At 71.9% G+C, this 20,907-nt stretch carries 21 protein-coding genes; 12 read left to right on the top strand and 9 right to left on the bottom strand.

All coding sequences use genetic code 11. The features are described 5' to 3' along the window. Positions 1-9: 9 nt before the first annotated feature. Entirely contained in the window at positions 10-624 is a 615-nt protein-coding gene (locus Pen02_RS10385) for a VanZ family protein (protein ID WP_239140415.1), read from the bottom strand. A gap of 1 nt (position 625) precedes the next feature. Here Pen02_RS10385 and Pen02_RS10390 point away from each other — a divergent pair, with 1 nt between their 5' ends. The 4 genes from Pen02_RS10390 (at position 626) to Pen02_RS10405 (ending at position 3,591) form a co-directional block, all read left to right on the top strand. Continuing rightward, positions 626-1,471 carry a patatin-like phospholipase family protein gene (locus Pen02_RS10390; protein WP_203865734.1) on the top strand — a complete coding sequence of 282 codons (846 nt, stop codon included), beginning with the start codon at positions 626-628 and terminating at the stop codon, positions 1,469-1,471. 401 nt (positions 1,472-1,872) lie between these two features. Next, positions 1,873-2,148 (top strand): SAV_915 family protein, encoded by a 276-nt coding sequence (locus Pen02_RS10395; RefSeq protein WP_203865735.1) that lies wholly within the window; start codon positions 1,873-1,875, stop codon positions 2,146-2,148. A 3-nt stretch (positions 2,149-2,151) separates the two neighbouring features. Continuing rightward, on the top strand, positions 2,152-2,424 hold the full coding sequence (locus tag Pen02_RS10400) for a hypothetical protein (protein WP_203865736.1): 273 nt from the start codon (positions 2,152-2,154) through the stop codon (positions 2,422-2,424). 30 nt (positions 2,425-2,454) lie between these two features. Next, entirely contained in the window at positions 2,455-3,591 is a 1,137-nt protein-coding gene (locus Pen02_RS10405) for a hypothetical protein (RefSeq protein ID WP_203865737.1), read from the top strand. Positions 3,592-3,672: 81 nt separating this feature from the next. On the opposite strand, the gene Pen02_RS10410 is transcribed toward Pen02_RS10405, so the two are convergent. The 4 genes from Pen02_RS10410 to Pen02_RS10425 all read right to left on the bottom strand — a co-directional run bounded on the left by Pen02_RS10410 (position 3,673) and on the right by Pen02_RS10425 (position 8,125). Beyond that, the gene (locus Pen02_RS10410; RefSeq protein ID WP_307837707.1) at positions 3,673-4,671 is read right to left on the bottom strand and encodes an NAD(P)-dependent oxidoreductase; all 999 of its coding nucleotides are present in this window, start codon (positions 4,669-4,671) and stop codon (positions 3,673-3,675) included. Positions 4,672-4,722: 51 nt separating this feature from the next. Next, on the bottom strand, positions 4,723-5,712 hold the full coding sequence (locus Pen02_RS10415) for a nickel/cobalt transporter (protein WP_203865739.1): 990 nt from the start codon (positions 5,710-5,712) through the stop codon (positions 4,723-4,725). Further along, positions 5,709-6,383 carry a hypothetical protein gene (locus tag Pen02_RS10420; RefSeq protein WP_203865740.1) on the bottom strand — a complete coding sequence of 225 codons (675 nt, stop codon included), beginning with the start codon at positions 6,381-6,383 and terminating at the stop codon, positions 5,709-5,711. The genes Pen02_RS10415 and Pen02_RS10420 overlap by 4 nt, the downstream gene beginning before the upstream one ends. Before the next feature lie 74 nt (positions 6,384-6,457). Then, the gene (locus Pen02_RS10425) at positions 6,458-8,125 is read right to left on the bottom strand and encodes a purple acid phosphatase family protein (protein ID WP_203865741.1); all 1,668 of its coding nucleotides are present in this window, start codon (positions 8,123-8,125) and stop codon (positions 6,458-6,460) included. Between the two features lie 307 nt (positions 8,126-8,432). Here Pen02_RS10425 and Pen02_RS10430 point away from each other — a divergent pair, with 307 nt between their 5' ends. Then, the gene (locus Pen02_RS10430) at positions 8,433-8,912 is read left to right on the top strand and encodes a hypothetical protein (RefSeq protein WP_203865742.1); all 480 of its coding nucleotides are present in this window, start codon (positions 8,433-8,435) and stop codon (positions 8,910-8,912) included. 22 nt (positions 8,913-8,934) lie between these two features. On the opposite strand, the gene Pen02_RS10435 is transcribed toward Pen02_RS10430, so the two are convergent. Continuing rightward, complete coding sequence (locus Pen02_RS10435; protein ID WP_203865743.1) at positions 8,935-9,723, bottom strand: SDR family NAD(P)-dependent oxidoreductase; 789 nt, start codon at positions 9,721-9,723, stop codon at positions 8,935-8,937. A gap of 112 nt (positions 9,724-9,835) precedes the next feature. Then, positions 9,836-11,998 (bottom strand): amylo-alpha-1,6-glucosidase, encoded by a 2,163-nt coding sequence (locus tag Pen02_RS10440; RefSeq protein ID WP_203865744.1) that lies wholly within the window; start codon positions 11,996-11,998, stop codon positions 9,836-9,838. 405 nt (positions 11,999-12,403) lie between these two features. Here Pen02_RS10440 and Pen02_RS10445 point away from each other — a divergent pair, with 405 nt between their 5' ends. Together Pen02_RS10445 and Pen02_RS10450 are read left to right on the top strand one after the other, a co-directional pair. Beyond that, positions 12,404-12,847, top strand: coding sequence for a PPC domain-containing DNA-binding protein (locus Pen02_RS10445; protein ID WP_203865745.1), 444 nt, complete (start codon positions 12,404-12,406; stop codon positions 12,845-12,847). Between the two features lie 133 nt (positions 12,848-12,980). Further along, positions 12,981-14,060, top strand: a complete 1,080-nt coding sequence (locus tag Pen02_RS10450) for a S66 peptidase family protein (RefSeq protein WP_239140416.1) — start codon at positions 12,981-12,983, stop codon at positions 14,058-14,060. Between the two features lie 112 nt (positions 14,061-14,172). On the opposite strand, the gene Pen02_RS10455 is transcribed toward Pen02_RS10450, so the two are convergent. Beyond that, on the bottom strand, positions 14,173-15,132 hold the full coding sequence (locus Pen02_RS10455) for a methionyl-tRNA formyltransferase (RefSeq protein ID WP_203865746.1): 960 nt from the start codon (positions 15,130-15,132) through the stop codon (positions 14,173-14,175). Positions 15,133-15,357: 225 nt separating this feature from the next. On the opposite strand from Pen02_RS10455, the gene Pen02_RS10460 reads away from it, so the two are divergent. From Pen02_RS10460 to Pen02_RS10470, 3 genes are all read left to right on the top strand, one after another. Then, positions 15,358-16,725 (top strand): lysine N(6)-hydroxylase/L-ornithine N(5)-oxygenase family protein, encoded by a 1,368-nt coding sequence (locus Pen02_RS10460; protein ID WP_203865747.1) that lies wholly within the window; start codon positions 15,358-15,360, stop codon positions 16,723-16,725. A gap of 94 nt (positions 16,726-16,819) precedes the next feature. Then, complete coding sequence (gene mptB, locus Pen02_RS10465; RefSeq protein ID WP_203865748.1) at positions 16,820-18,358, top strand: polyprenol phosphomannose-dependent alpha 1,6 mannosyltransferase MptB; 1,539 nt, start codon at positions 16,820-16,822, stop codon at positions 18,356-18,358. Between the two features lie 41 nt (positions 18,359-18,399). Then, positions 18,400-19,083 (top strand): CPBP family intramembrane glutamic endopeptidase, encoded by a 684-nt coding sequence (locus tag Pen02_RS10470; RefSeq protein WP_239140417.1) that lies wholly within the window; start codon positions 18,400-18,402, stop codon positions 19,081-19,083. 76 nt (positions 19,084-19,159) lie between these two features. On the opposite strand, the gene Pen02_RS10475 is transcribed toward Pen02_RS10470, so the two are convergent. Beyond that, the gene (locus Pen02_RS10475; RefSeq protein WP_203865749.1) at positions 19,160-19,591 is read right to left on the bottom strand and encodes a CU044_2847 family protein; all 432 of its coding nucleotides are present in this window, start codon (positions 19,589-19,591) and stop codon (positions 19,160-19,162) included. 208 nt (positions 19,592-19,799) lie between these two features. Here Pen02_RS10475 and Pen02_RS10480 point away from each other — a divergent pair, with 208 nt between their 5' ends. Beyond that, a complete protein-coding gene (locus tag Pen02_RS10480; RefSeq protein WP_203865750.1) occupies positions 19,800-20,135 on the top strand; it encodes a DivIVA domain-containing protein in 336 nt (111 codons plus the stop codon). A gap of 49 nt (positions 20,136-20,184) precedes the next feature. Then, the gene (locus tag Pen02_RS10485; RefSeq protein WP_203865751.1) at positions 20,185-20,904 is read left to right on the top strand and encodes a restriction endonuclease; all 720 of its coding nucleotides are present in this window, start codon (positions 20,185-20,187) and stop codon (positions 20,902-20,904) included. Positions 20,905-20,907 lie beyond the last annotated feature (3 nt).

Below are 20,907 nucleotides of genomic sequence, written 5' to 3' on the forward strand. Positions count from 1 at the left end.
TGATGACCGTCAAGACGTGGATCGATGCCGCCGGAATCCGATGCTGGCGAGCGCGGCCAGCCCCGCCCCACCGGCGTTCAGCAGTACGTCGTCGAGGCTGGTCACCCGGCCGATGCCGGCGGCGTACTGAAGGGTTTCGACGGTGGCCGAGGCGACGGCGGCGACCGCGACCACGGTACCCGCGCCGATCCGCCAGCGGACCGGTGCGAGTGCGCCGAACGCGGCGAAGACCAGCAGGTTGCCGCCGATCTGCACCACGGCGGTGGTCGGTTCGCCGTGGAGTTGGTCGACCAGTTCCCGCAGCGGCACGAGGGAGAGCGCCCGACCATCCCCGCGCGGAGTCATGATCATCCACAGCCACGGCAGGGTGCCGAGCAGCATCCCCAGTTCGGCGACGGTGCACCGGCGGGCCCGACCGGCAGTCACCCCGGCGGCCCGGCGCCACCGCACCAGCAGTACGCCCAGCAGCACCGTTGCCGGCACGGCGAGGAGCGTGGCGGTGAGCACGCCGCCCCAGTCCGTCCAGACCCGCTGCACGGCGGTGATCATCGCATTCGCCGCCGCGCGCCCGGTGGCCCCGGTTAGATTGACCTGGTCGACAAGATCGACAGGATCGGAGCGCATCGTGAACAGGGCACTCGTGCTCGCCGGTGGTGGGGTGGCGGGAATCGCCTGGGAGTTGGGCGTGCTGCTGGGGATCCGGGACAAGGCCCCGGAGCTGCGACCGGCGTTGGTCGCGGCCGACGTCGTCGTCGGCACCTCGGCCGGCTCGGCCGTCGCGGCGCAGATCACCAGCGGTACCGACCTGGCGCACCTCTTCGACCGGCAGCTCGACCCGAACTCCAGCGAGCTGGAGGTCGATCTCGACCTCGAGGACCTGTGGAACCGGCTTGCCGCCACGGCGGCCGGGGCGACCTCGCCGCAGGAGGTCCGCCGGCGCATCGCGGCGTTCGCACTGGCGGCGCCGACGGTCGAGGAGGCGGTCCGGCGTACAGCGGTGGCCGGACGGCTGCCGTCCCGGGTCTGGCCGGACCGGAACCTGCTGGTGCCGGTGGTCGACGCCGAGACCGGCGAGCTGGTGGTCTTCACCCCCGACTCCGGCGTGGACCTGGTCGACGCGGTCACCGCGAGCTGCGCCGTACCCGGGGTCTGGCCACCGGCCACCATCGGCGGCCGACGGTACGTCGACGGCGGGGTCCGGTCCGGCACGAACGCCGATCTCGCCCAGGGCAGCGACCGGGTACTCGTGATCACGCCGTCGCTGCCCGACGCGCCCGCACCGCTGGAGGGCCTCGCCGACGAGATCGAGCGGCTGCGCCCGGCCGAGGTGCTGGTCGTGTACGCCGACGACGCCTCCGTGGCCGCGTTCGGCGCCAATCCGCTCTCCCCGGCGACCCGGGGTCCCGCCGCGCAGGCCGGCCGGGCGGTCGGTCGGGCGCACGCCGCCGAGGTCGCCCGGTTCTGGGCCTGATCGCGACGAAACGGTGCCGAAACCAGTCCCCGGTCACCGCCGCCGGGCCACCCACCTTCGCCGCCGTCCCGCAGGTCAGGCGGAAACCCGGAAGTCCATGATCGCCTGGCTCGGCGGGTGATGCCGGCCTGCGGACTGCCACGGCTTGCGACGCTGACGCCCGGCGTCAGGGATACGTCAGTGCGCCGGAAGGCCGACCGGAGACAGTGACCGGGTCACGAACCAGTGCCAGCGGTCCGGATCTCGTCCCAGGTCTCGTCGTCGGACGACGCCGGACCGGGCGTCCGCCCAAAGAGATCCTCGGCCCGGCAGCCGAACCCGCCGATCACCGCCGGACCTGCCGGAATCCACCTCCACCGCCGTTGTCGGTGGGGTCGACGACGCGTACGAGGAGGAGTCCCATGGCGCCCGCACCAGTGATCCCGCCGGTCGTGTACCTGGCCTGCGAGGAGGCGAGCAGTGAATCGTTCAGACCCGATCTGCACGCCACCGGTGACGAGCAGGTGGCCGTCCTCGTCTACACCGCCCTCGACCGCCTGATCGAGTGCTGCGGGCCGGAGCAGCCCTGGGTCGTCGTCAGCACCTCGGCGTTCGACGCCATCGAGGCGTACGCGCCGTTCGACGTCGTACTGGTCGACGCGGAGATCCCCGAGGTGCACCGCAGAAGGGCGGGATGAGCAGTGGGGCACGAGTTCCGGGTCGACCCGGACACGCTCGACGAGACGGCGACCGCACTGCGTAAGGCGGGTGACGAGTTGGCGGGCACCGCAGCCGCGCCGAGCGGTCTCGACGCCGGCGAGTTGACCGCCGCCTTCCAACGGCTCACCGACAAGCTCACCCGGGATGCCGGGCAGGTGTCCATCGGCCTTGTCGCGGCCGGCGAAACGGTTGCCAAGGCCCGCGCCGACTACCTCGCGCAGGACGAGAAGGCCCGACAGCGGTTCAAGAACTGACCGCTCCGATTCCGCCACGAGGAGCAACTGATGGCTCTCGACACGACGATCAAAGGCGACCCGGGCAGCGTGGACGCCCTGTCCCGGTGGTTCAAGGGCACCTTGTCGGCGGAGGTGGACGCCTCGGTCACCCAGGCCTACCGAGCCAGGTCCAACACCCAGACCGACTGGGAGGGACCGGCCGGGGAGCAGTTCCGCGACCGGATGACCACCGGTGGCAAGAAGGCCGACGAGGTGACCAAGGACGGTGAGACGGCGTTCTCCATCGGCGAGAAGTGGGTTGACGAATACGAAGTGCACAAACGTCGGATGGACGCGGTGCGGGACCGGGCGGAAGCCGCCGGACTGACCCTGACGGCCAAGGGAATCGTCGACCCGGGCGCCGGGCCGGGCGCTCCGGCGGAACTGCCGCCGCGCGCACCCCAGCCACAGGAACAGGCGTACTCCGCCGCGTACGCGGCCCATCAGGAGCATCAGAAGAAGGTTGCCGCGTACCGGCGGGCCGAGCGGGACATCCAGGCGATCCGCAAGGACTACAGCGTCAAGCAGCTCTATATCAAGAACCTCGTCGACGATCTCGCGAAGAAGTGGCCGTTCCACGCCGCCGTGTTCGCCGACGCGACCATCGTGGCCGGAGTCGCCGCACACCAGGCGAGGAAGTGGGCCGAGCGCGGCAGGTCGATCGGAGGCCAGACCCGGGCACACAACCGGACCAACCCGTATCCGGAGTCTCGCCGGGGAACGGGGGGTGACGCCGACCGGTTCGACCGAACCAACCGGTCGCTGGGCAGGCAGGGGGTCAAGGCGGCACGCTACCTCCGGCTCGCCTCGGCGGTCGGCGCGAAGGTCCCGCTGATCGGCACCCCGATCGCCATCGGCACCGTCGTCTACGACATCAAGGACGGCAAGTCACCCAGTCAGGCGATCGTTTCCGGGTTCCTGAGTACCGGCGCCGGTACGGCGGCGGCGATCGTCGTGGGCGCGGCCGCGGGTGGTGCCTGGGGCAGTGTGCCGGGTGCGGTTGCCGGCGGCGGCGCGGGGTTCGTGGTCGGCCTCTTCTCGGGTCCGGCCGTCGACGCGGCGTGGGAGAAGTGGATGCCGAAGGAGACCCAAGATGCGATGGACGGCAAGTTACGAAAGCTCGGTGACGCCGTCTGGCCGGGCTGACGGCATCACGGGTTCGGTGCTGCCGGTCGAGCGGGGATTCCGTGACCTCGCCGAACGGGCGGGAGCCGGGCGCTGCTGACCTCAGTGTTGCAGCGCCCGGGCCAGTACGGTGACGTCGTCCTCGCCGAGCCCGTGCTCGACGGCCCGCTGCCACTGCGCGGCCAGACTGTTCGCCACCGGGAACCGGTCGATGTCGACCTCGTACAGCGCCAGGTTGACGTCCTTGAGCCCGAGGGACAGCGGATACTGCGCCGCGTACTCGTCGCGGCCGATCCGCTCCAGCTTCTCCGCCGCCCAGTGCGAGACCAGCGGGCTGCCCTGCAACGCGCCGAGTACCGCCGTCCGGTCCAGGCCGAGGGAGTGACCGAGCGCCATCGCCTCGGCGATGCCCTCCGCCAGGAAGGCGAGCAGCATGTTGTTGACCAGTTTGAGCCGCGAACCGGTACCGGCCGGACCGCCCCAGACCGTCCGTTGCGCGAGCGCGTCGAAGACCGGGGCGATCCGGTCCCGGACCTGCTCCGGACCGGAGGCGAGGACGACCAGCCGGCGTTGCTCCGCCGGGCCCCGGCTGCCGGCCACCGGGGCGTCGAGCAGTACCACGTCCGGCCGCTGCTCGCGGACCAGCCCGGCGATCCGTTCGGTCTCGGAGACCCCGATCGTGCTCATCTGCGCCCAGATCGCGCCCTCGGCCATCGCGGCCAGCATGCCCTGGTCGATCGCGATGGACCGGACCGCGTCCGCGTTGGTGACCATCGTGATCACCACGTCGGCCCGGCGTACCGCGTCGGCCGGGCTGTCGGCGACCTCGGCGCCCCGCTCGGCGAGTTTCCGGGCCGGACCTGGCCGGCGGTTCCAGACGGCGGTCGGCAGGCCGGCGCGGACGAGGTTGGTCGCCATCGGCTGTCCCATGCCGCCCAGCCCGAGCATGGCGACCCGCGGTTTCTCCGCCATCGGCGCTTCCCCTCGTCGGCGCTGCCCCCACTCGCAGCGTAGGTGAGTAGGTGGTGTCGCCGGCCGGAAATCCGACCCGGTCGCCTGGCCGGTGACCGGCTGCCTGCCCGGCAGGGCGCCGACCGACAGGCAGTCGTTGGGGGTGGTCCGCCAGGGATCGGCGCCCGGCTGGACGGCGGGTCAGCCGACCAGCACCGAGATCGCGGCGACCAGGTAGAGGCAGCCGCCGATGCTCACCGCGATTCCGGCGACCAGCGGAGTCCAGGCGCTCGCGGTGGCGGCCAACGGCCAGCGCCGGCCGGTCCCGGCCAGCAACGCGAAGCCGCGGATGGTGATCACACCGACCCCGGTCAGGGTGCCGGCCATGCCGATGCCGAAGGCGAGCACCAGTACCAGCGCGTCCAGGGCCCGCCCGGTCAGCAGGCCGCTGACCAGCACCAGGAACGCGGACGGGGAGGGCAGCAGGCCGCCGGAGAGGGCCAGCACGGTCAGCCCGCGCCGGGACCACGGATCGGTCGGCGCCGGCGCCTCGTGCCGATGCCCGTGCGCGCCCTCGTGGTCGTGAACGGGCTCGTGGTCGTGGGCGCTCTCGTGGTCGTGGGTGTGGTGGTTCCGGTGGCGGTGCTCGGGGGTTCCGTCCGGCCCGGGGCCGTGTCCGGGCCCGACGCCGTGGTCGTGCCCACGGCCCTGCTCGACCGGTACGTGACGGTGGCCGTGACCATGGCCCTGTCCAACCAGCACGTGACTGTGGCTGTGGGCATGCCCGTGCCCGTGGCTGTGACTGTGGTCGTGACCGTGCTGGTGGGAGCCCCGGCCGCGCAGGTGCCGCCAGGTCAGGTGTCCGCCGACACCGATCACCAGCAGCCCCGCCGCCACCTGCATCCACGCCGTCACCGTCTTGGTGCCGAGACTCGCGGCGCCACTGAGCCCGACCCAGGCGAGCGCCAGCACCAGGACGGAGACGGTGTGCATCGCCGCCACGATCACACCGAGCCGGATCGCGTCCCGGTAACGTCCCCGGGTGCCGAGCAGGTACGCCGCCGTCACGCTCTTGCCGTGGCCGGGGGCGACCGCGTGCGCGGCCCCGACCCCGAGCGCCACCACCAGGGCGAGCCAGAAGACGCCCCGGCCGTCGAAGAGGGCGACCAGCCGGCTCTCGAAGCCGGTCACGACCGGCCCCGGGTCCGGCGACGCAGCCGTACCGCGACCAGGGCGGCGACCGCGACGAGCAGTGCCGCGCCGGTCCCGACCAGGGTACGGACCGTACTGTCGGGCAGGCCGCCCGCGCCGGGCGCGAAGCGTATCCGATGGGTCTGCTCGGCGGCGGTGAACAGGGTCCGCTCCGGGGTGGCCGGGGTCTGGCTGGTGAGCATCGTCCGGTACGCCTCGTTGAGGTCGGTCAGCGCGCCGACGGTGACGTCGAGGTCCACCACGTCGGCCGGGCAGTCGAAGCGGAGCCGGGCGCCCTCGCGGAGCAGCCGGTCCAGGGTGTCGAGCCGGCCCGGGCAGGTGGCGCCGTCCTGCCGCACCGTGATCCGGTCCAGCAGGTAGTCCTGCACCCTGGCCGACCGCTGGAGTTTCTGCTCCCCGGTGAGATCGGTCGCCACCGCGCCGACGGCCGGGTCCTCGAAGGCGCCGAGGGACTGGCCGAGGGCCACCCAGTCGTCCTCGGCGGCGAGCCAGGCGATGTCGACCCGGGAGCCGTGCACGCTGATCCGCGCGGTGGACGGTGGGCCGAACGGGTGTGCGGCGGCCGGTGGCGCCGGAGTGGCGAGCGTGGCCAGCACGGCGAGACCGGCCAGGCCGAGCGCGGCGACCGGCGACGGGATGCGGGCGATCAAGGGCGGGATCTCCTGACGTACGGAGCGGGCCCGGACCGCCGCCACGACGACGGCGGTCCGGGCCGGCGGGGAAACTACTTGGTCACCGTGATGACCGGCGAGGTGATCTGCTGGTTCTCGCTGTCCAGGTAGACCACGTGGGTGGTGTTCTTCTTCGCCGACGGCGGCAGCGCGAAGCTGTACTCGATCCGGCCCAGTTCGTCGGCCTTCCGGTAGCCGATGAAGACACCCTTCTTGCCCGCGCCGTCCTTGGAGTTGCGCAGGTAGACGGTGACCTCCTCGCCCGGGTCGTAGCCGAAGGCGTCGACCTTCACCTTGCCCTTGGCCTCGACGATGGTCTTGTTGACCTTGACCTGCTCGCCGACGGTGTTCTCCGGGGTACGCAGCTCGTTGACGGTGCGCTCGCCGGCCGCGTTCTTCCGGATGACGACGCCGTCGTGGTGCTGGCCGTTGGCGTAGCGGGCCTCGTACCGGATGCTGTCACCGGTGACGTCGATGAGCTGGTAGAGCTGCTTGTCCTCGGCCTTGCTCATGATGTCGGCGGCGTTGTCGGTCCAGACCGAGCCGTCGACGTCGTACATCTTGCCGCCGGAGACCGAGACCGCGTAGACGGTGCTGTCGTGCACGGTCACCGACTGGCGCGACGAGGTGACGCTGCCCCGGCCGTACGTGTGGTCGTGGCCCTGGAGCACCAGGTCGACGCCGTACTTCTCGAAGAGCGGGCCCCACTGCGCCCGGATCACCGGGTTGTCCCGGCCCTCGGCGGTCGAGTAGACCGGGTGGTGGAAGGTGACCACGGTCCACTTGTTCGGGTTGTTCTTGAGCAGCCCCTCCAGCCACGCGGTCTGCGCGGCCATCACGTCCGGGATGCCCTGCACGTTGGTGTTCAGGCCGATGAACCGGACACCCTGGTAGTCGACCGTGTAGGCCGTCTTCGCCAGCTCCGCCGGCCAGCCCGCCGGCCCGTTGTCCGGGTACGGGAACTGCGGCGTCCAGAACTGCGACAGCGCGCTGCCGCTGTACTCGTGGTTACCGGGGATCGAGATGTTGTTGATCTGGCTGTCGATGAAGCCGCCGGCCTGGTACCACTGACCCCACTGCTCCTCGCTGTTCGCGGAGTCGATGAGGTCACCGGCGTTGACGATCACCTTGGCCTGCGGCCGGTCGGCGAACGCCTGCCGGAACACCCGGGGCAGCGCGGTGTCGAGGTAGTTCTGCGCGTCGCCGTAGTAGATGAACGAGAACGGCTGGGCGTCGGCGGTGGCCGTGGTGAAGTCGGTCCAGGCGCTCCAGTTGGTGCCGTCGCCGACCCGGTAGGTGTACCGGGTGCCCGGCTTGAGGCCGACGAACTCCACGGTGTGGTAGGTCGAGGCGTACCCGAGGGAGGTGTTGACCGACTTGGTCGACGTCGCCTTGACCACCGAGACGGTGCCGGCGGCCGGTACCACCTGGCCGAGCGCGGCGGGCGCCTCCAGGATCTCGGCCTGCGCCCACTCCGGGGTGGCCTCGGCCCGCCAGGTCACCCGCTGCGAGCTGGCCGGCGTGGTGGTGGGGGTGAGGATGATGCGGTCGGGCATCGGGGACGGCCGGTGGATCTCGGCCGCCGGGTACTTGCCGGGGGCGGCGTCGCCGAACGCCACCGGGCTGACTGCGAAACCGCCGACGAGCATGGCGGCGGCACCGATGGCGGTAAGCCTGGCCCGCCGGGAGCCCGGAATCCAGGGTCTCTTGACGTCACTCACTACAGGGATCACCTTTCGGGTGAAAGTGGTTTCCGCCGCCGGCCCGCAGCCGGTGGCCAAGCGCATTCATCCAGAGGCGGGCGACCGGCGGTCGGCCGTCGACTGGCCGCCGGGTGAACGGGCCTGGCCAGGGGGTTAATTCATGATCAACATGTACCGTCCGGCCCCGGGCTTCACCCACGGGAGGCCGCCCGGCCATCCGCCGGGCACCGCCGGTTAAACCCGGCCCACCTACCATTCCGGCGGCGCGCGAACGCCCCGCCGCGCGGCGACCCCGACCCGAGCCGATCCGACCGTACGGAGTGCGATGAAACTGCCGTCCCGCCGCTGGGCGGTGGTCGCCACCGTCGGCACCCTGGCCGCGGTCGCCGCGATCGAGCCGACGGTCGGCCCGCCGCCCGCCAAGGGCGACGCGTTCATCACCGCGCAGACCGGCGGGATGCTGAACATCGAGGGCGGCGAGTGCTTCTCCGACCCGGTGTACTCCCGGGAGGCCGCCGAGGTGGTCGTCCGGTACGAGCCGTGCGAGTCCGGCGCCGACAACCAGTCGTACGGCTTCCTGCGGGCCGCCGACGGGGCGTGGGACCGCCCCGCGTTGGCCGACTTCGCCTGGCAGGGCTGCCGGGGCTACTTCGACCGGCGCTGGCCGGACCGCAACGGCGGCACCCTCGACTTCTATCCGATCCTGCCGACCGAGCAGACCTGGGCGGACGGCGACCGTACGGTGATGTGCGTCGTCTACCGGCCGCGCGGCCGGCTCACCGACTCGGTGCTACCGCTGCGCTGAGCGGTGGGGCGCCGGAGTGGGGTCAGGCGCGTAGGCCGCCGTCGACCGGCAGGCAGACTCCGGTGACGAAGGAGGCGCGGTCGCTGAGCAGCCAGGCGGCGGCCTCGGCGATCTCGTCCGGCTCGGCGGCCCGGCGCAGCGGGGTGAGCGAGTTGAGCCGGTCGACGGCGGCGGGCTCGTCGTCGGCCCACTGCCGGATCACCCCGGTCATCGTGGCGCCCGGCGCGATGGCGTTCACCCGGATGCCCTCCGGCCCGTACTCCGCGGCGGCGGTCTCGGTGAGGCTGTTGACGGCCCGCTTCGTCGCCGCGTACGGGCCCAGCCCCGGTGCGCCGCGCAGACTGCCCACGCTGCTGACGTTCACGATCGCCCCGGAGCCGGCGGTCGCCCGGATGGCCCGGATCTCGGCGGTCATCGACAGGAACAGTCCCCGGTAGTTGACCGTGGTGACCAGGTCGAAGTTCTCCTCGTTGGCGTTCACCATCGGGGTGTGCGGGATGGAGACGCCGCCGTTGTTGAACGCCACGTCGAGCCGGTTGTGCAGCCGGACCACCGTCTCGACGGCGGACTGGATGCTGGCCCCGTCGGTCAGGTCGGCGACCACGTAGTCGGCGGTACCGCCCGCGTCGCGGATCTTTCCGGCCACCTCGGCGAGTTCGGACTCGGTTCGGGCGGCCAGCACGACGGCGGCACCCTCGCGGGCGAAGAGCCGGGCCGCGGTCGCGCCGATGCCACGACCCGCGCCCATGATGAACGCGACCTTGTCGCCGAGCAGGCCGGTTCCGTTGCCCGGGGCGTTCGTTCCGGTCATCAGGTCACTCTCTCATCACTGAACGGTGATCCGCAGGTGCGCTCCGTATCTACCTGGCTCCGGGGTCCCGGTCCGAACGGGTCCGGGTATGCACGGCTCGGGCCGCGCCGGCTCACTCGGTCAGCCGTACGTGGCCCTGGCCGCCGGTAGCCTCCAGGTCCCAGCGCTTGCCGAAGGCGTGCAACCGGCTCAGCCGGATCCTGCCGAAGTCCGGCGGCAGGCACGGGTCGATCCGCACCCGGCCGTTCAGGGCGTCCAGCCCGAGCAGGCTGCGCACGAACAGCATCGGCGCCGCGCTGGCCCACGCCTGCGGCGTACAGGCGGTCGGGTACGGCACCGGCTTGCGCCCGTACGAGCGGTCGTAGCCGGCGAACGCCTCGGGCAGCCGGTGCTCGGAGAAGTCGGCCGCCTCCAGCATCGCCACGATGATCCGGGTCGCCTCGTCCCGGAACCCGTACCGGGCCAGACCGTGCGCGATCAGCGAGTTGTCGTGCGGCCAGACCGTGCCGCTGTGGTAGCCGATCGGGTTGTAGCACTGGTTGAGGGTGGAGGTGGTCCGGACGCCCCAGCCGGAGAACATGTGCGTGGAGAGGAGCTGCCCGGCGACCACCCCGGCCCGCTCCGGCGGCACGATGCCGCTCCAGAGCAGTTGCCCCATGTTGGAGGTCATCGAGTCGATCGGGCGCTTGTCGCCGTCGAGCCCGACCGCGTAGTAGCCGCCCCGCTCCTCCAGCCAGAAGTCCCGGTTGAAGCGTTCCCGCAGCGTCTGCGCCTCGGCGCGCAACCGCTCGGCCAGGGCGGGGTCGCCGAGCGGGCCGTCGGCCAGTTCGGCGACCCGGAGCTTCGCGTCGTAGGTGTAGCCCTGGATCTCGCAGGTGGCGATCGGCAGCACCGGGATACTGCCGTCGGCGTTGGCGATGCCGTCGGCCGAGTCCCGCCAGCAGTGGTTGCCCAGTCCCTGCGGAGAGCGGGTGGCGTACTCGACGTACCCGTCCTGGTCCAGGTCGCCGTGGTGGTCGATCCAGCGCAGCGCGGCGTACACGTTGTCCCGGAACTCCCGGACGAACTCGTCGTCCAGCGTCCACCGCCAGTACTCGGAGAGCACGATCAGCCAGAGCTGGGTGGCGTCGGAGGTGCCGTAGTAGGGGTTGTGCGGCTTCTCGCCGGTCCGGGTCAGCTCGCCGCTGCGTACCTCGTGCAGGATCTTCCCCGGTTCCTCGTCCCGGAAGTCGTCCAGCTTGTCGCCTTGGTAGTTGGCCAGCGACCGGAGGGTGCCCCGGGCCAGCCGTGGCCCGAACGCGACCGTCTGGTACGCCGTGACCAGCGAGTCGCGGCCGAAGATGGTGAGGAACCAGGGCAGGCCGGCGGCGGGCAGCGCGATCGTCTCGTTCCCGAGCGTCTGCTCGATCCGCAGCGCCACCAGGTCCATCTTGGACTTCTGTAGCACCCGGTTCAGCAGCTCGGAGTCGAACTCCTGGATCGGGCAGTTCTCCCGCCAGTCCTTGGTGGGATCCTCGCCGACCAGGTCGAAACCGTGACCGAACCGCCGGTGCAGCGAGGGCAGCTCGGACGGCCGGCGGGGCAGCGCCACGGTCAGCTCGGCCTGCCACTTCAGACCCGGTTCGAGGCGCAGGTCCCAGATCAGGTCGTTCTCCTCCACCCGGTCCGCCGGTGGCGAGACGTGGATGTCGGTGACCGCGACGAAGTCGGCGTTGCGGTAGGTGAAGCAGAGCCGGGAGCCGTCGGTCGAGTGGTCCCGGGTGATGTTCGCGGTGCGGTCCCGTACCCGCTGCTTGATCTCGAACAGGTCCGCGAAGTCGGTACCCACCCGCAGCCGGAGCTGCACCGACTGCACCGCGTTGGCGAAGCACTCCAGCTCGATCCGCTCCTGCATGGCGTCGCTGATGAACCGCTGTCGGCGGACCCCGACGCTGTTCGTGGGTACGTGCGGCAGGTCCGAGTTGGTGAGGAAGAAGGCCGCCGAGTCGTCGTCGATGAGCCCGGAGCTGAGGATCAGCAGTGGCGCCCCGCCGAGGGTCAGCTCCCACTGGCTGAGCAGTCGGGTGTCGTCGTGCACCAGGCCGCCGATCGTGCCGACCGGAACGTCTCCGGCGGCGTTGGTCACCATGAACGACCGGCCCTCCACCACCGCCACCGAGTCCGGGCCCAGTTCGGGCGGCTGGGTGCGGACCACCGAACTCGGGATGTCGCCGCCGCCCGTCACCAGTCCCGGTGTCGGGTCGGCCGGCGTGGGACGCCGGACAACGTTTGTCACGGCAGCCCCCTCACCGGACGCGAAGCGTGGCCATCCTGTCCTCCGCCAGCCTAATCAGCCCGGGGCCGGCGCCGGTGTGGAACGCGGGAACGGGTCCGGGACCGGCCGGACTGTCCGGTCCGGTACCGGACGGGGGACTTCGGCCCGGGGCGTACCGCCGGGCGGGCCCGTCGAGCGACTGCTCGTGGCGGACGCCGACCCGGGCGGGCGGCGGCCGCCGCTCTCGTCCGGCGTCGAGACCGTTCCGGCCGGCATGTCGACCGCCTCTGGTGGCATGTCGACCCGTCCCGGCGGGCAGGACGGTGGTGGAGTCGAGAGCCGTCCCGGCGGGCAGGACGGTGATGGAGTCGAGAGCCGTCCCGGTGGACAGGACGGTGGTGGAGCCGAGAGACGAGGAGGCGGGAGATGCGGGACGTCGAACTGGCCGGCGAGGGCCGGCGGGTGGTGGTGATCGCGGTCGAGCAGGGCGAGGAGGCGGTCGCCGCCGTCAACGAGGTGGCCCGGCGGCGGCAGATCCACGCTGCGCAGGTCACCGCGGTGGGCGGATTCGCCGACGCCGAGGTCGGCTACTTCGACCGGCCGACCCGGGACTACCTGCGGATACCGGTGGCCGAGCAGGTCGAGGTGCTCTCCCTGGTCGGGGACATCGCCGAGGTGGAGGGCGAACCGGCGCTGCACGTACACGCGGTGCTCGGCCGCCGGGACGGCAGCACGGTCGGCGGGCACCTGCTGCGCGGCGAGGTGTGGCCCACCCTGGAGGTGGTGGTCACCGAGGTCGCGGCGGGGCTGGCCAAGCGGGTCGACCCGGAGACCGGGGTGGCGCTGCTGACCGGTACGGCGCAGGGCTGACGGTTCCGAACGGATCCGAACTGTTCCGAACGCGCGTGAGCGAAACTATCTCTTGTAGACGATCAATACCATCGGTGTCATCCGACGGCTGCCGGCAACCGAACGCCGGCACCGTCCTGACGAGAGGACACCGATGCGAGATTCCGAGATCGACGCCGCGAGCATTCCGAGGCAGGGCGGTGCCGTCCTGTCCCGGCGGAACATGCTCCGGGCCGGAGCGGTCGCGGCCGGCGGCACGGTGCTGGTCGGTACCGCCGGCCAGACGGCACAGGCAGCACAGCGCAGGACGCTCACGCCGGTCAAGGCTCGGGCGCTGGTGCCCGGCGACCGGGTCCGGGTGGTGTCGCCCGGCAGCACCCCGAACCCGACCCTGATGGCCCGGGGCATCGAGATCCTGCGCGGCTGGGGCCTGGAGGTGGAGCTCGGCCAGCACGTCTACGCCCAGTACGGCTACCTCGCCGGCACCGACGCGCAGCGGCTGGCCGACGTGAACGACGCGCTGACCGACCCGGGTGTCCGGGCCGTCTTCGCCGCCCGAGGCGGGTACGGCACCCAGCGGATCGTGGACCGGATCGACGTCTCCGGCCTGCGCCGCGACCCGAAGGTGGTGGTCGGGTTCAGCGACATCACCAGCATCCACGGCCGGTTGTGGCGGGAGGCGGGTCTGCTCAGCTTCTACGGCCCGATGGTCAACTGGACCGAGAGCCGCACCGGTCCGGAGTCGGCCGAGGCGCTGCGTCGGGCGGTGATGACCACCGCACCGGTCACCATCACCCGGGATCCGGCCGAGACCGCCGCCTCGGTCATGGTGCCGGGGCGGGCCACCGGCCGGCTGCTCGGTGGGTGCCTGACGCTGCTCTCCACCTCGCTCGGGGCGAAGGACTCCCCGGACCTCGACGACGCCATCCTGTTCTTCGAGGACGTGGACGAGGCGCCGTACAGCTACGACATGATGTTGACCGAGTTGCGTCGGGTCGGCGTGCTGGGTCGGGTCGCCGGGGTGGTGATCGGCCAGATCACCAACAGTGTCGGCGAGCCGGGCGAGTGGGACGCGGCGGCGGTACTGAAGGACCGCCTCTACGACCTCGGCGTGCCGGTGCTGGGCGGGCTCCGCCTCGGCCACGGCAACGGGCAGCTCACCATTCCGCTCGGCGGGCGGGCCACCATCGACGCCGCGGCCGGGACGTTGACCGTGGAGGCCGGAGTCCGCTAGCCGGTCCGCGGCCGGCGGTGGTCGTTCTCGGGAAGCGCGGAGGTGCCCGAGGACGACCGCCGCCGGCGGTGCGGTGGGGCCGGGTCGGTCGTCGGCCAGAACCGGTCGTCGGCTAGAGCCGGCCGTCCGGATAGCGGGTCAGGTAGCCGCCCATGGTCCGGAAGTAGTCGGTGGCCGGGAGGTCCTGGTCGTCGTCGGTGCGTACCCGCGTGATGGCCAGGCCGTGCCGGTGCCCGCGCCGCGCGTCGGCGCCGGCCACGATCACCACGCCGTCGCCCTCCCGGTAGAAGATCCGGCCGGGCGTGCCACCGTAGCGGCCCTCGGAGACCCGGGCGGCGAGGATCCGCAGTCGCGCGCCGTCGTGGTGGGTGAAGGCGTTCGGGTACGGGTCGGACTGCGCCCGGACCAGTCGTTCGATCTCGTCGGCCGGCCAGTTCCAGTCGATCCGGATGTCCTCGGTCGATCGCTTGTGGAAGAAACTCGCCTTGCTGCGGTCCTGCGGGGTCCAGTCGGTGCGGCCGGAGGCGATCAGGGCCAGCCCGTCCACGGTGATCGGGCCGAAGAGTTCCAGCGTGCGGTGGAACAGGTCGGTGGCGGTGTCGGTCGGGCCGACCGGAACCGCCCGTTGCAGCACGATGTCGCCCGCGTCGAGGGTCTCGTCCATCAGGTGCGCGGTGACCCCGACCTCGCGCTCGTCGTTGAGCAGTGCCCAGATCAGCGGGCTGAACCCGGCGTACGCGGGCAGTAGCGAGTCGTGCACGTTCAGCGTCCCGTACGGCGGCAGGTCGAAGATCTCCGGCGGGATCCAGGTACGCCAGTTGGTCGCGACGATCACGTCGGGCGCGGCCTCCCGGAGCCGCTCCATCAACTCGGGATCGTCGGGACGCTTGCGCAGCAGCACCGGTACGTCGTGCTTCTCCGCCAGTTCGGCCACCGAGTCGTCCCAGATCTTCTCGTACGCGTGCTCGCTGCGCGGATGCGTGACGACCAGGGTCACCTCGTGTTCGGAGTCCAGCAGCGCCGCAAGGGTGCGGTGCCCCCAGGTCTGGTAGCCGAACATCACAACCCGCATCGACGGTCTCCTCTTCAGTCGTCCAGGTGTCGGACCGGAACCGGTCGGGTTCTCGGTGTGATCGCACTGGTCAAGCGGTCCATATTGTCCTTGACCTTGGTGTAGGTTAGCCTAACCTAAATGCCACGGATGGTCGACCGTCCGCGCGCCCCAGCCGCACCGGGTCCGTACGGATCCAGTCCTCCACCAAGCCGCCCGACCGGCCGGCAGACTGATGGGACAGGTATGTCACGAAGCAATCGCAGCGACGATCCCCAGGTCCACGATCTCCTCGGCATCGGCTTCGGTCCGTCGAACCTCGCCCTGGCCATCGCCATCCGCGAGGCCGCCGCCCCCGGCCGGGTCGACAGCGCGGTCTTCCTGGAGCGGCAGCCCCGATTCGGCTGGCACCGGGGCATGCTGCTCGACGACGCCACCATGCAGGTGTCGTTCCTGAAGGACCTGGTGACGCTGCGCAACCCGGCCAGCGAGTTCAGCTTCCTCTGCTACCTCCAGAGTCGCGGGCGGTTGATCGACTTCATCAACCACAAGAACCTGTTCCCGTCCCGGGTCGAGTTCCACGACTACCTGGAGTGGGCGGCGGCGCAGGTCGACGACCTGGTCCGGTACGGCCACGACGTGGTCGACGTACGCCCGGTGTGGCGGGACGGCGAACTCGACCACTACGAGGTGCTGGCCCAGGCCGGGCCCTGCTCGGCCGCCCCGGTCAGCTACCGGGCCCGCAACCTGGTGCTCGGCGTGGGGCTGCGGCCGTACCTGCCGGACGGCATCACCGCCGACACCCGGGTCTGGCACAGCCGGGACCTGCTGCCCAACCTGCGCGACCTGGTGCCGTCGGCGCCGACCCGGTTCGTCGTGGTCGGCGCCGGACAGAGCGCCGCCGAGGCCGTCGACCACCTGCACCGCGAGTTCCCCGCCGCCGAGGTCTGCGCGGTCTTCTCCCGGTACGGCTACAGCCCGGCCGACGACAGTTCCTTCGCCAACCGGATCTTCGACCCGGCGGCCGTGCAGGAATACTTCACGGCACCGGCCGAGGTGAAGGACATGATGATCGCCTACCACGGCAACACCAACTACTCCGTGGTCGACCAGGACCTCATCGACGAGCTGTACCGCCGCGTCTACCAGGAGAAGGTACGCGGGGTCGAACGGCTCCGGATGCTCAACCTGTCCCGGCTGGTGGAGACCGTCCGTACCCCGGAGGGCGTGCGGATGGTGGTCGAGTCGCTGGTCAGCAACGAGAAGACGGTGCTCGACGCCGACGTGGTGGTCTTCGCCACCGGGTATCGGCCGGTCGACCCGTTCGAGCTGCTCGGCGAGGCGGCCGAGGGGTGCCTGCGGGACGACGCCGGTCGGGCGCTGGTCGACCGCGACTACCGACTGCGTACCCGACCGGAGGTGCGGGCCGGCATCTACCTCCAAGGCGGCACCGAACACACCCACGGCATCTCCTCCTCGCTGCTCTCCAACACCGCCGTCCGGGCCGCCGAGATCCTCGACTCGATCTGCGCCCGCTCCGCTGACACCGTCGACGCCGCCGACCCGGCCGCCGACCGCCAGCCCGAGTACGCGGGAGCGCCCGGCACCGCCTAGCGACCGACCGACGGATGCGGACGGTCGACCGATGTTCGCCGCCAGGTAGCCGGGAACGGGGCGGCCATTCACCTGCCCCGGTCAACCTGCGCGGATGCGGGACCGCCTCTCACCGGGCCGACTGCGCTGGCTGGGCCTGCTCGGCAGTGCGCTGATGGCCGCCAGCGCCCACCTCGCCGGCTCGGCCACCGACCGGGGGCCGGGCTGGCTGCTCGGGGTCGGGCTGTGGCTGGTCGGTGCCGGCGGGCTAGCCGCCGTCTGGTGGCGACTGCGGGACGTCGCCGCACCGGGTTGGCTGCTGTCCACCGGGGCACTCTGGGCGCTGCCGCTGCTGCTGGCGCCGCCGCTGGGCAGTTCGGACGTCTACGCGTACGCCTGCCAGGGGGAGATTGTCGGCGCCGGGCTCGACCCGTACGCCGTCGGGCCGGACGCGCTGCCCTGCCGGTGGCTGGAGTCGGTCGCACCGAGCTGGCGGGAGACACCCGCACCGTACGGGGCGCTCTGGCTGGTCGTCGAGCAGTTCGCGGCGGTTGTGTCGCTGGGCAGTCTGCCGCTCGCGGTGACGGTGCTGCGGCTGGTGGCGATCGCCGGCACGCTGCTGGCCACCGCCGCCGGTGCCCGGCTGGCCCGGCACTGCGGCGGGAACCCGGCCCGGGTGGTCTGGCTCGGCGCGATCGGCCCGCTGCCGCTGGTACACGTCGTCTCCGGGGCGCACAACGACGCGCTGCTCGCCGGGCTGGTCGTCCTCGGGCTGCTGGCTGCGGTCGAGCTGCGTACCGTGCTCGGCCGGCTGGCCGTGGCCGGCGTCGCGTTCGGGGCCGCCGCCTCGGTCAAGGCCACCGCGCTGGTGGTCGTACCCTTCGCGCTCGCGGTCGTGCCCTGGGCGCGGACCGGCCGCCGCCGGATCGCTGCCGGCGCGGTGCTGGCCGGCGCGACCCTCGGCACCATCCTGCTGCTGGCCGGTGTCACCGGACACGGTTTCGGCTTCGTCCGGAGCTGGCCGGCGACCGCCGGCAACGTCCAGTGGTCGTCCATCCCGACCGGCGTCGGCATGGCGGTCGGCTACGGGTTACGGGCGGTGGGCCGGCCCGAGGCGTTCGGCAGCGCGGTCGAGTTGGCCCGGCTGGCCGGGCTGGTGGCGCTCGGCGTCGTCCTGCTGGTCGCCTGGCGCCGGGCGCTGCGCGGCGGCACCGGCACCGCCGTCTCGGCCGCCGGGGTGGCGCTGCTCGCCACCGCGCTGCTCGGCCCGGTCTTCTACGCCTGGTACGCCCTCGCCGGAGTCGCCGTGCTGGCCGCCACCGCACCCCGGGGCCGGCTGACCACCGTGCTCGACGCCGGCTCCGCCGGGCTGGTCTTCCTCACCCTGCCGGACAGCCTCGGCCTGGTGACCAAGACCAAGGTCCCGGGTGCCCTGCTCGACGTGGCGCTGGTGGGTTGGCTGCTGACCCGCCGGGCGGGGCGCGGGCCGTTGGGGCAGACCGGCCGTCCACGGCTGCTCGTCGGCCGCTCGCTCGGGCTGGTCGGCCGGTCACGGCGGCTCGTCGGGCGTACGCGGGTGCTGCTCGGTCGGGCCGACGCGTGGCGACGGCGCCGCTACCGTGCCGTCGTCCGGCAGCGACGCTCCCCGGTGTAGTCGGTCGCCTGCCGTTCACCTCGACCGGGCACCCTCGTCGGGTGATCGCCGACGCGACATCCGCGGCTGCTCCGCCCGCCGCACCGCCGAGCGTGGGCCGGCGCGGCTACCTCGCCGTCGAGTACGCGTTGCTGTTCTTCGGCGCGGTGCTCGGCTACGTACTGGTCGGCAGTCCGGGTAGTCCGATCCCGCCGTTGCTGCTGCTGGCCGGGCTCGCCACGATCTACCTGCGGCGACGCGTCGACTTCGACCGGCGAAGCTGGTGGGGGCGGGCGGCACTGCGCCGGGAGTGGCTACCGATGCTCCGGCTGTGGGCGGTCGCCGCCGGGGTGGCGGTGGCGGCGCTGGCCGTACTCGCGCCGGATCGGCTCTTCGAACTGCCCCGACAGGCGCCGCTGCTCTGGGCCGCGATCGTGGTCTTCTACCCGCTCTTCTCCGTCTACCCCCAGGAAGTGATCTTCCGAGCCTTCCTGATGCACCGGTACGCCCCGGTCTTCGGCTCCGGTCACTGGCTGGTGGCGGCCAGCGCGCTGGCGTTCGGCTTCGTACACCTGATCTTCGGCAATCTGCTGTCGGTCGTGCTCACCCTGGCCGGCGGCTGGCTCTTCGCCCGCCGGTATCAGCGCCGCGGTTCACTGCTGGTCGCCTCCGTCGAACACGCCCTGTACGGGTTGCTGGTCTTCACCGTCGGGCTCGGCGACTTCTTCTACCACGGCGCGGCGTAGCCGCCTTCTGCCACCGCTCTGCCGCACTCGGCTTCTGCTCCGGCGCGGCGTGGGTCGTCCCGCCAGGCCGCGCCGGTCAGCCGGCGGCGGTGGGCGAACCCGTGTCCGCCGAGGTCTCCGGTGCGTGGTCCGGGTCCGCAGGCCGGTCCTCCGGGGTGCCCTGGTCCGGTTCGGTCGGGCCGGGAGTCGGTTCGGTGCGGCGGTTCCACTCGAAGATGACCTTCATGTGCGCCTCGCCGGTGGTCTCGGCGACCACGAAACCACCCTTCGCGGCGACCTTGAGACCGAATTCGATTGCCACCCGGTCGGCCCCGCCAGCGTCGTGGGCCCGGGCGGCGGCACTCTGGGCCAGCCGGTGGAACCGGTCGAACGCCTCGCCGAAGGTCTCCGACAGCCGGGCGACCACCTCCCGGGGACGACCCGCCGGGGCGACTCCGGTGACCTGATGGGTCACCTCGACCAGCACCGTGCTGTCGTCGTCGACCGGGATCTCCACGTAGAAGGTCATTGCCGTCCTCACCCGTCGACGAACTGCGGCCGGCCCAGTCTAGTGGCGCATCACCACCATTCCGGACCGTCGGCGACGCCCCCGGTCAGACCTCGCCGACCCGGCCAACTTGTCCGACGTCGATACCCTCGGAGGTCCAGTTCAGAACGATCCAGTTCGGCAGCGGTCCAGTTCGACAGTGGTCAGTTCGCCAACGGGAGGCCGGTCGATGCCCCACCTCACTCCGTCGGATATCCGCAACGTCGCCTTCCGGAAGCCTGCGTTCGGCCGGCGTGGATACGACGAGCAGGACGTCGACGAGTTCCTGGACGAGGTCGAGAGCACCATCTCCGCGCTGACGGAGGAGTTGACGGCGCTGCGTGGGCAACCGGCATCGACCGCCACCGTCGCGCCGGTCGTGGCCCCGGCCGGAGTCGGGGTCGAGCCACAGGTCGCGATCCTCGCCCAGCTCGAAGAGATCAAGGCCCGGCTCACCCGGATCGAGGCTGCGGTCTCGGGCGGTGGCCCGAGGTCGCCGTTCGGCGACCCGATGTTCCGAAGTTGACCCCGCGAGTGGTGCATCGGCACTCGTCCAGCCCTCGCCAGGAGTCCTGATGCCGCGAGTGCACTCGTACACCCGCCGGGACGGCACCCGGGTCAGGGGCCACTACCGCTCCCGTACGCGGCGCCCGCGCTCCCGCCGCTCGTACCCCCGCCGAGGTCGCGGCGGCAGGTCGACGCCGGACCGTTCGGGCTGGTGGTTCGCCGGAGTGGTCGGCGCGCTGGTGCTGGTCTGGCTGGTCGTCGACTTCGTGCAGCGACACCCGGTCTGGGCGGTCGTCATCGCGGTGAGCCTGGTCGTGGCCGGGGTCGGAGTGCTGACCCTGCTGGTCCGGGCGCGGCTGCGCGAGGAGACCGAGACGGCGGTACGCGCCCGGCACGTCGAGGCGACCGACACGATGACGGGGGCGGAGTTCGAGCACTGGGTCGCCGCCCTGCTGAAACGCTCGGGCTACTCCCGGGTGACGGTCTGCGGTGGTGCGGCCGACCGGGGCGCGGACATCACCGCCGTCGCGCAGGACGGTCGTCGGGTGGTCGTGCAGTGCAAGCGGCACAGCACGACGAACCGGGTGGGCAGTGCGGCGATCCAGCGCTTCGCCGGCACCTGCCGGAGCATCCACCGGGGCGAGATCTGCGTGATCGTCACCAACGGGTTCTTCGCGGCCGGTGACGGGCTGCGGCTGGCCCGTGAGCTGGGAATCGGCCTGGTGGACCGGTCGGCACTGGGGGAGTGGGCGTACACCGGTACGCCGCCCGCGTCGCTGGGGCAGTAAAGG

Origin of the sequence: Plantactinospora endophytica, assembly GCF_016862915.1 — a bacterium.
In the GTDB taxonomy this organism is placed as follows: Bacteria; Actinomycetota; Actinomycetes; order Mycobacteriales; family Micromonosporaceae; genus Plantactinospora; species Plantactinospora endophytica.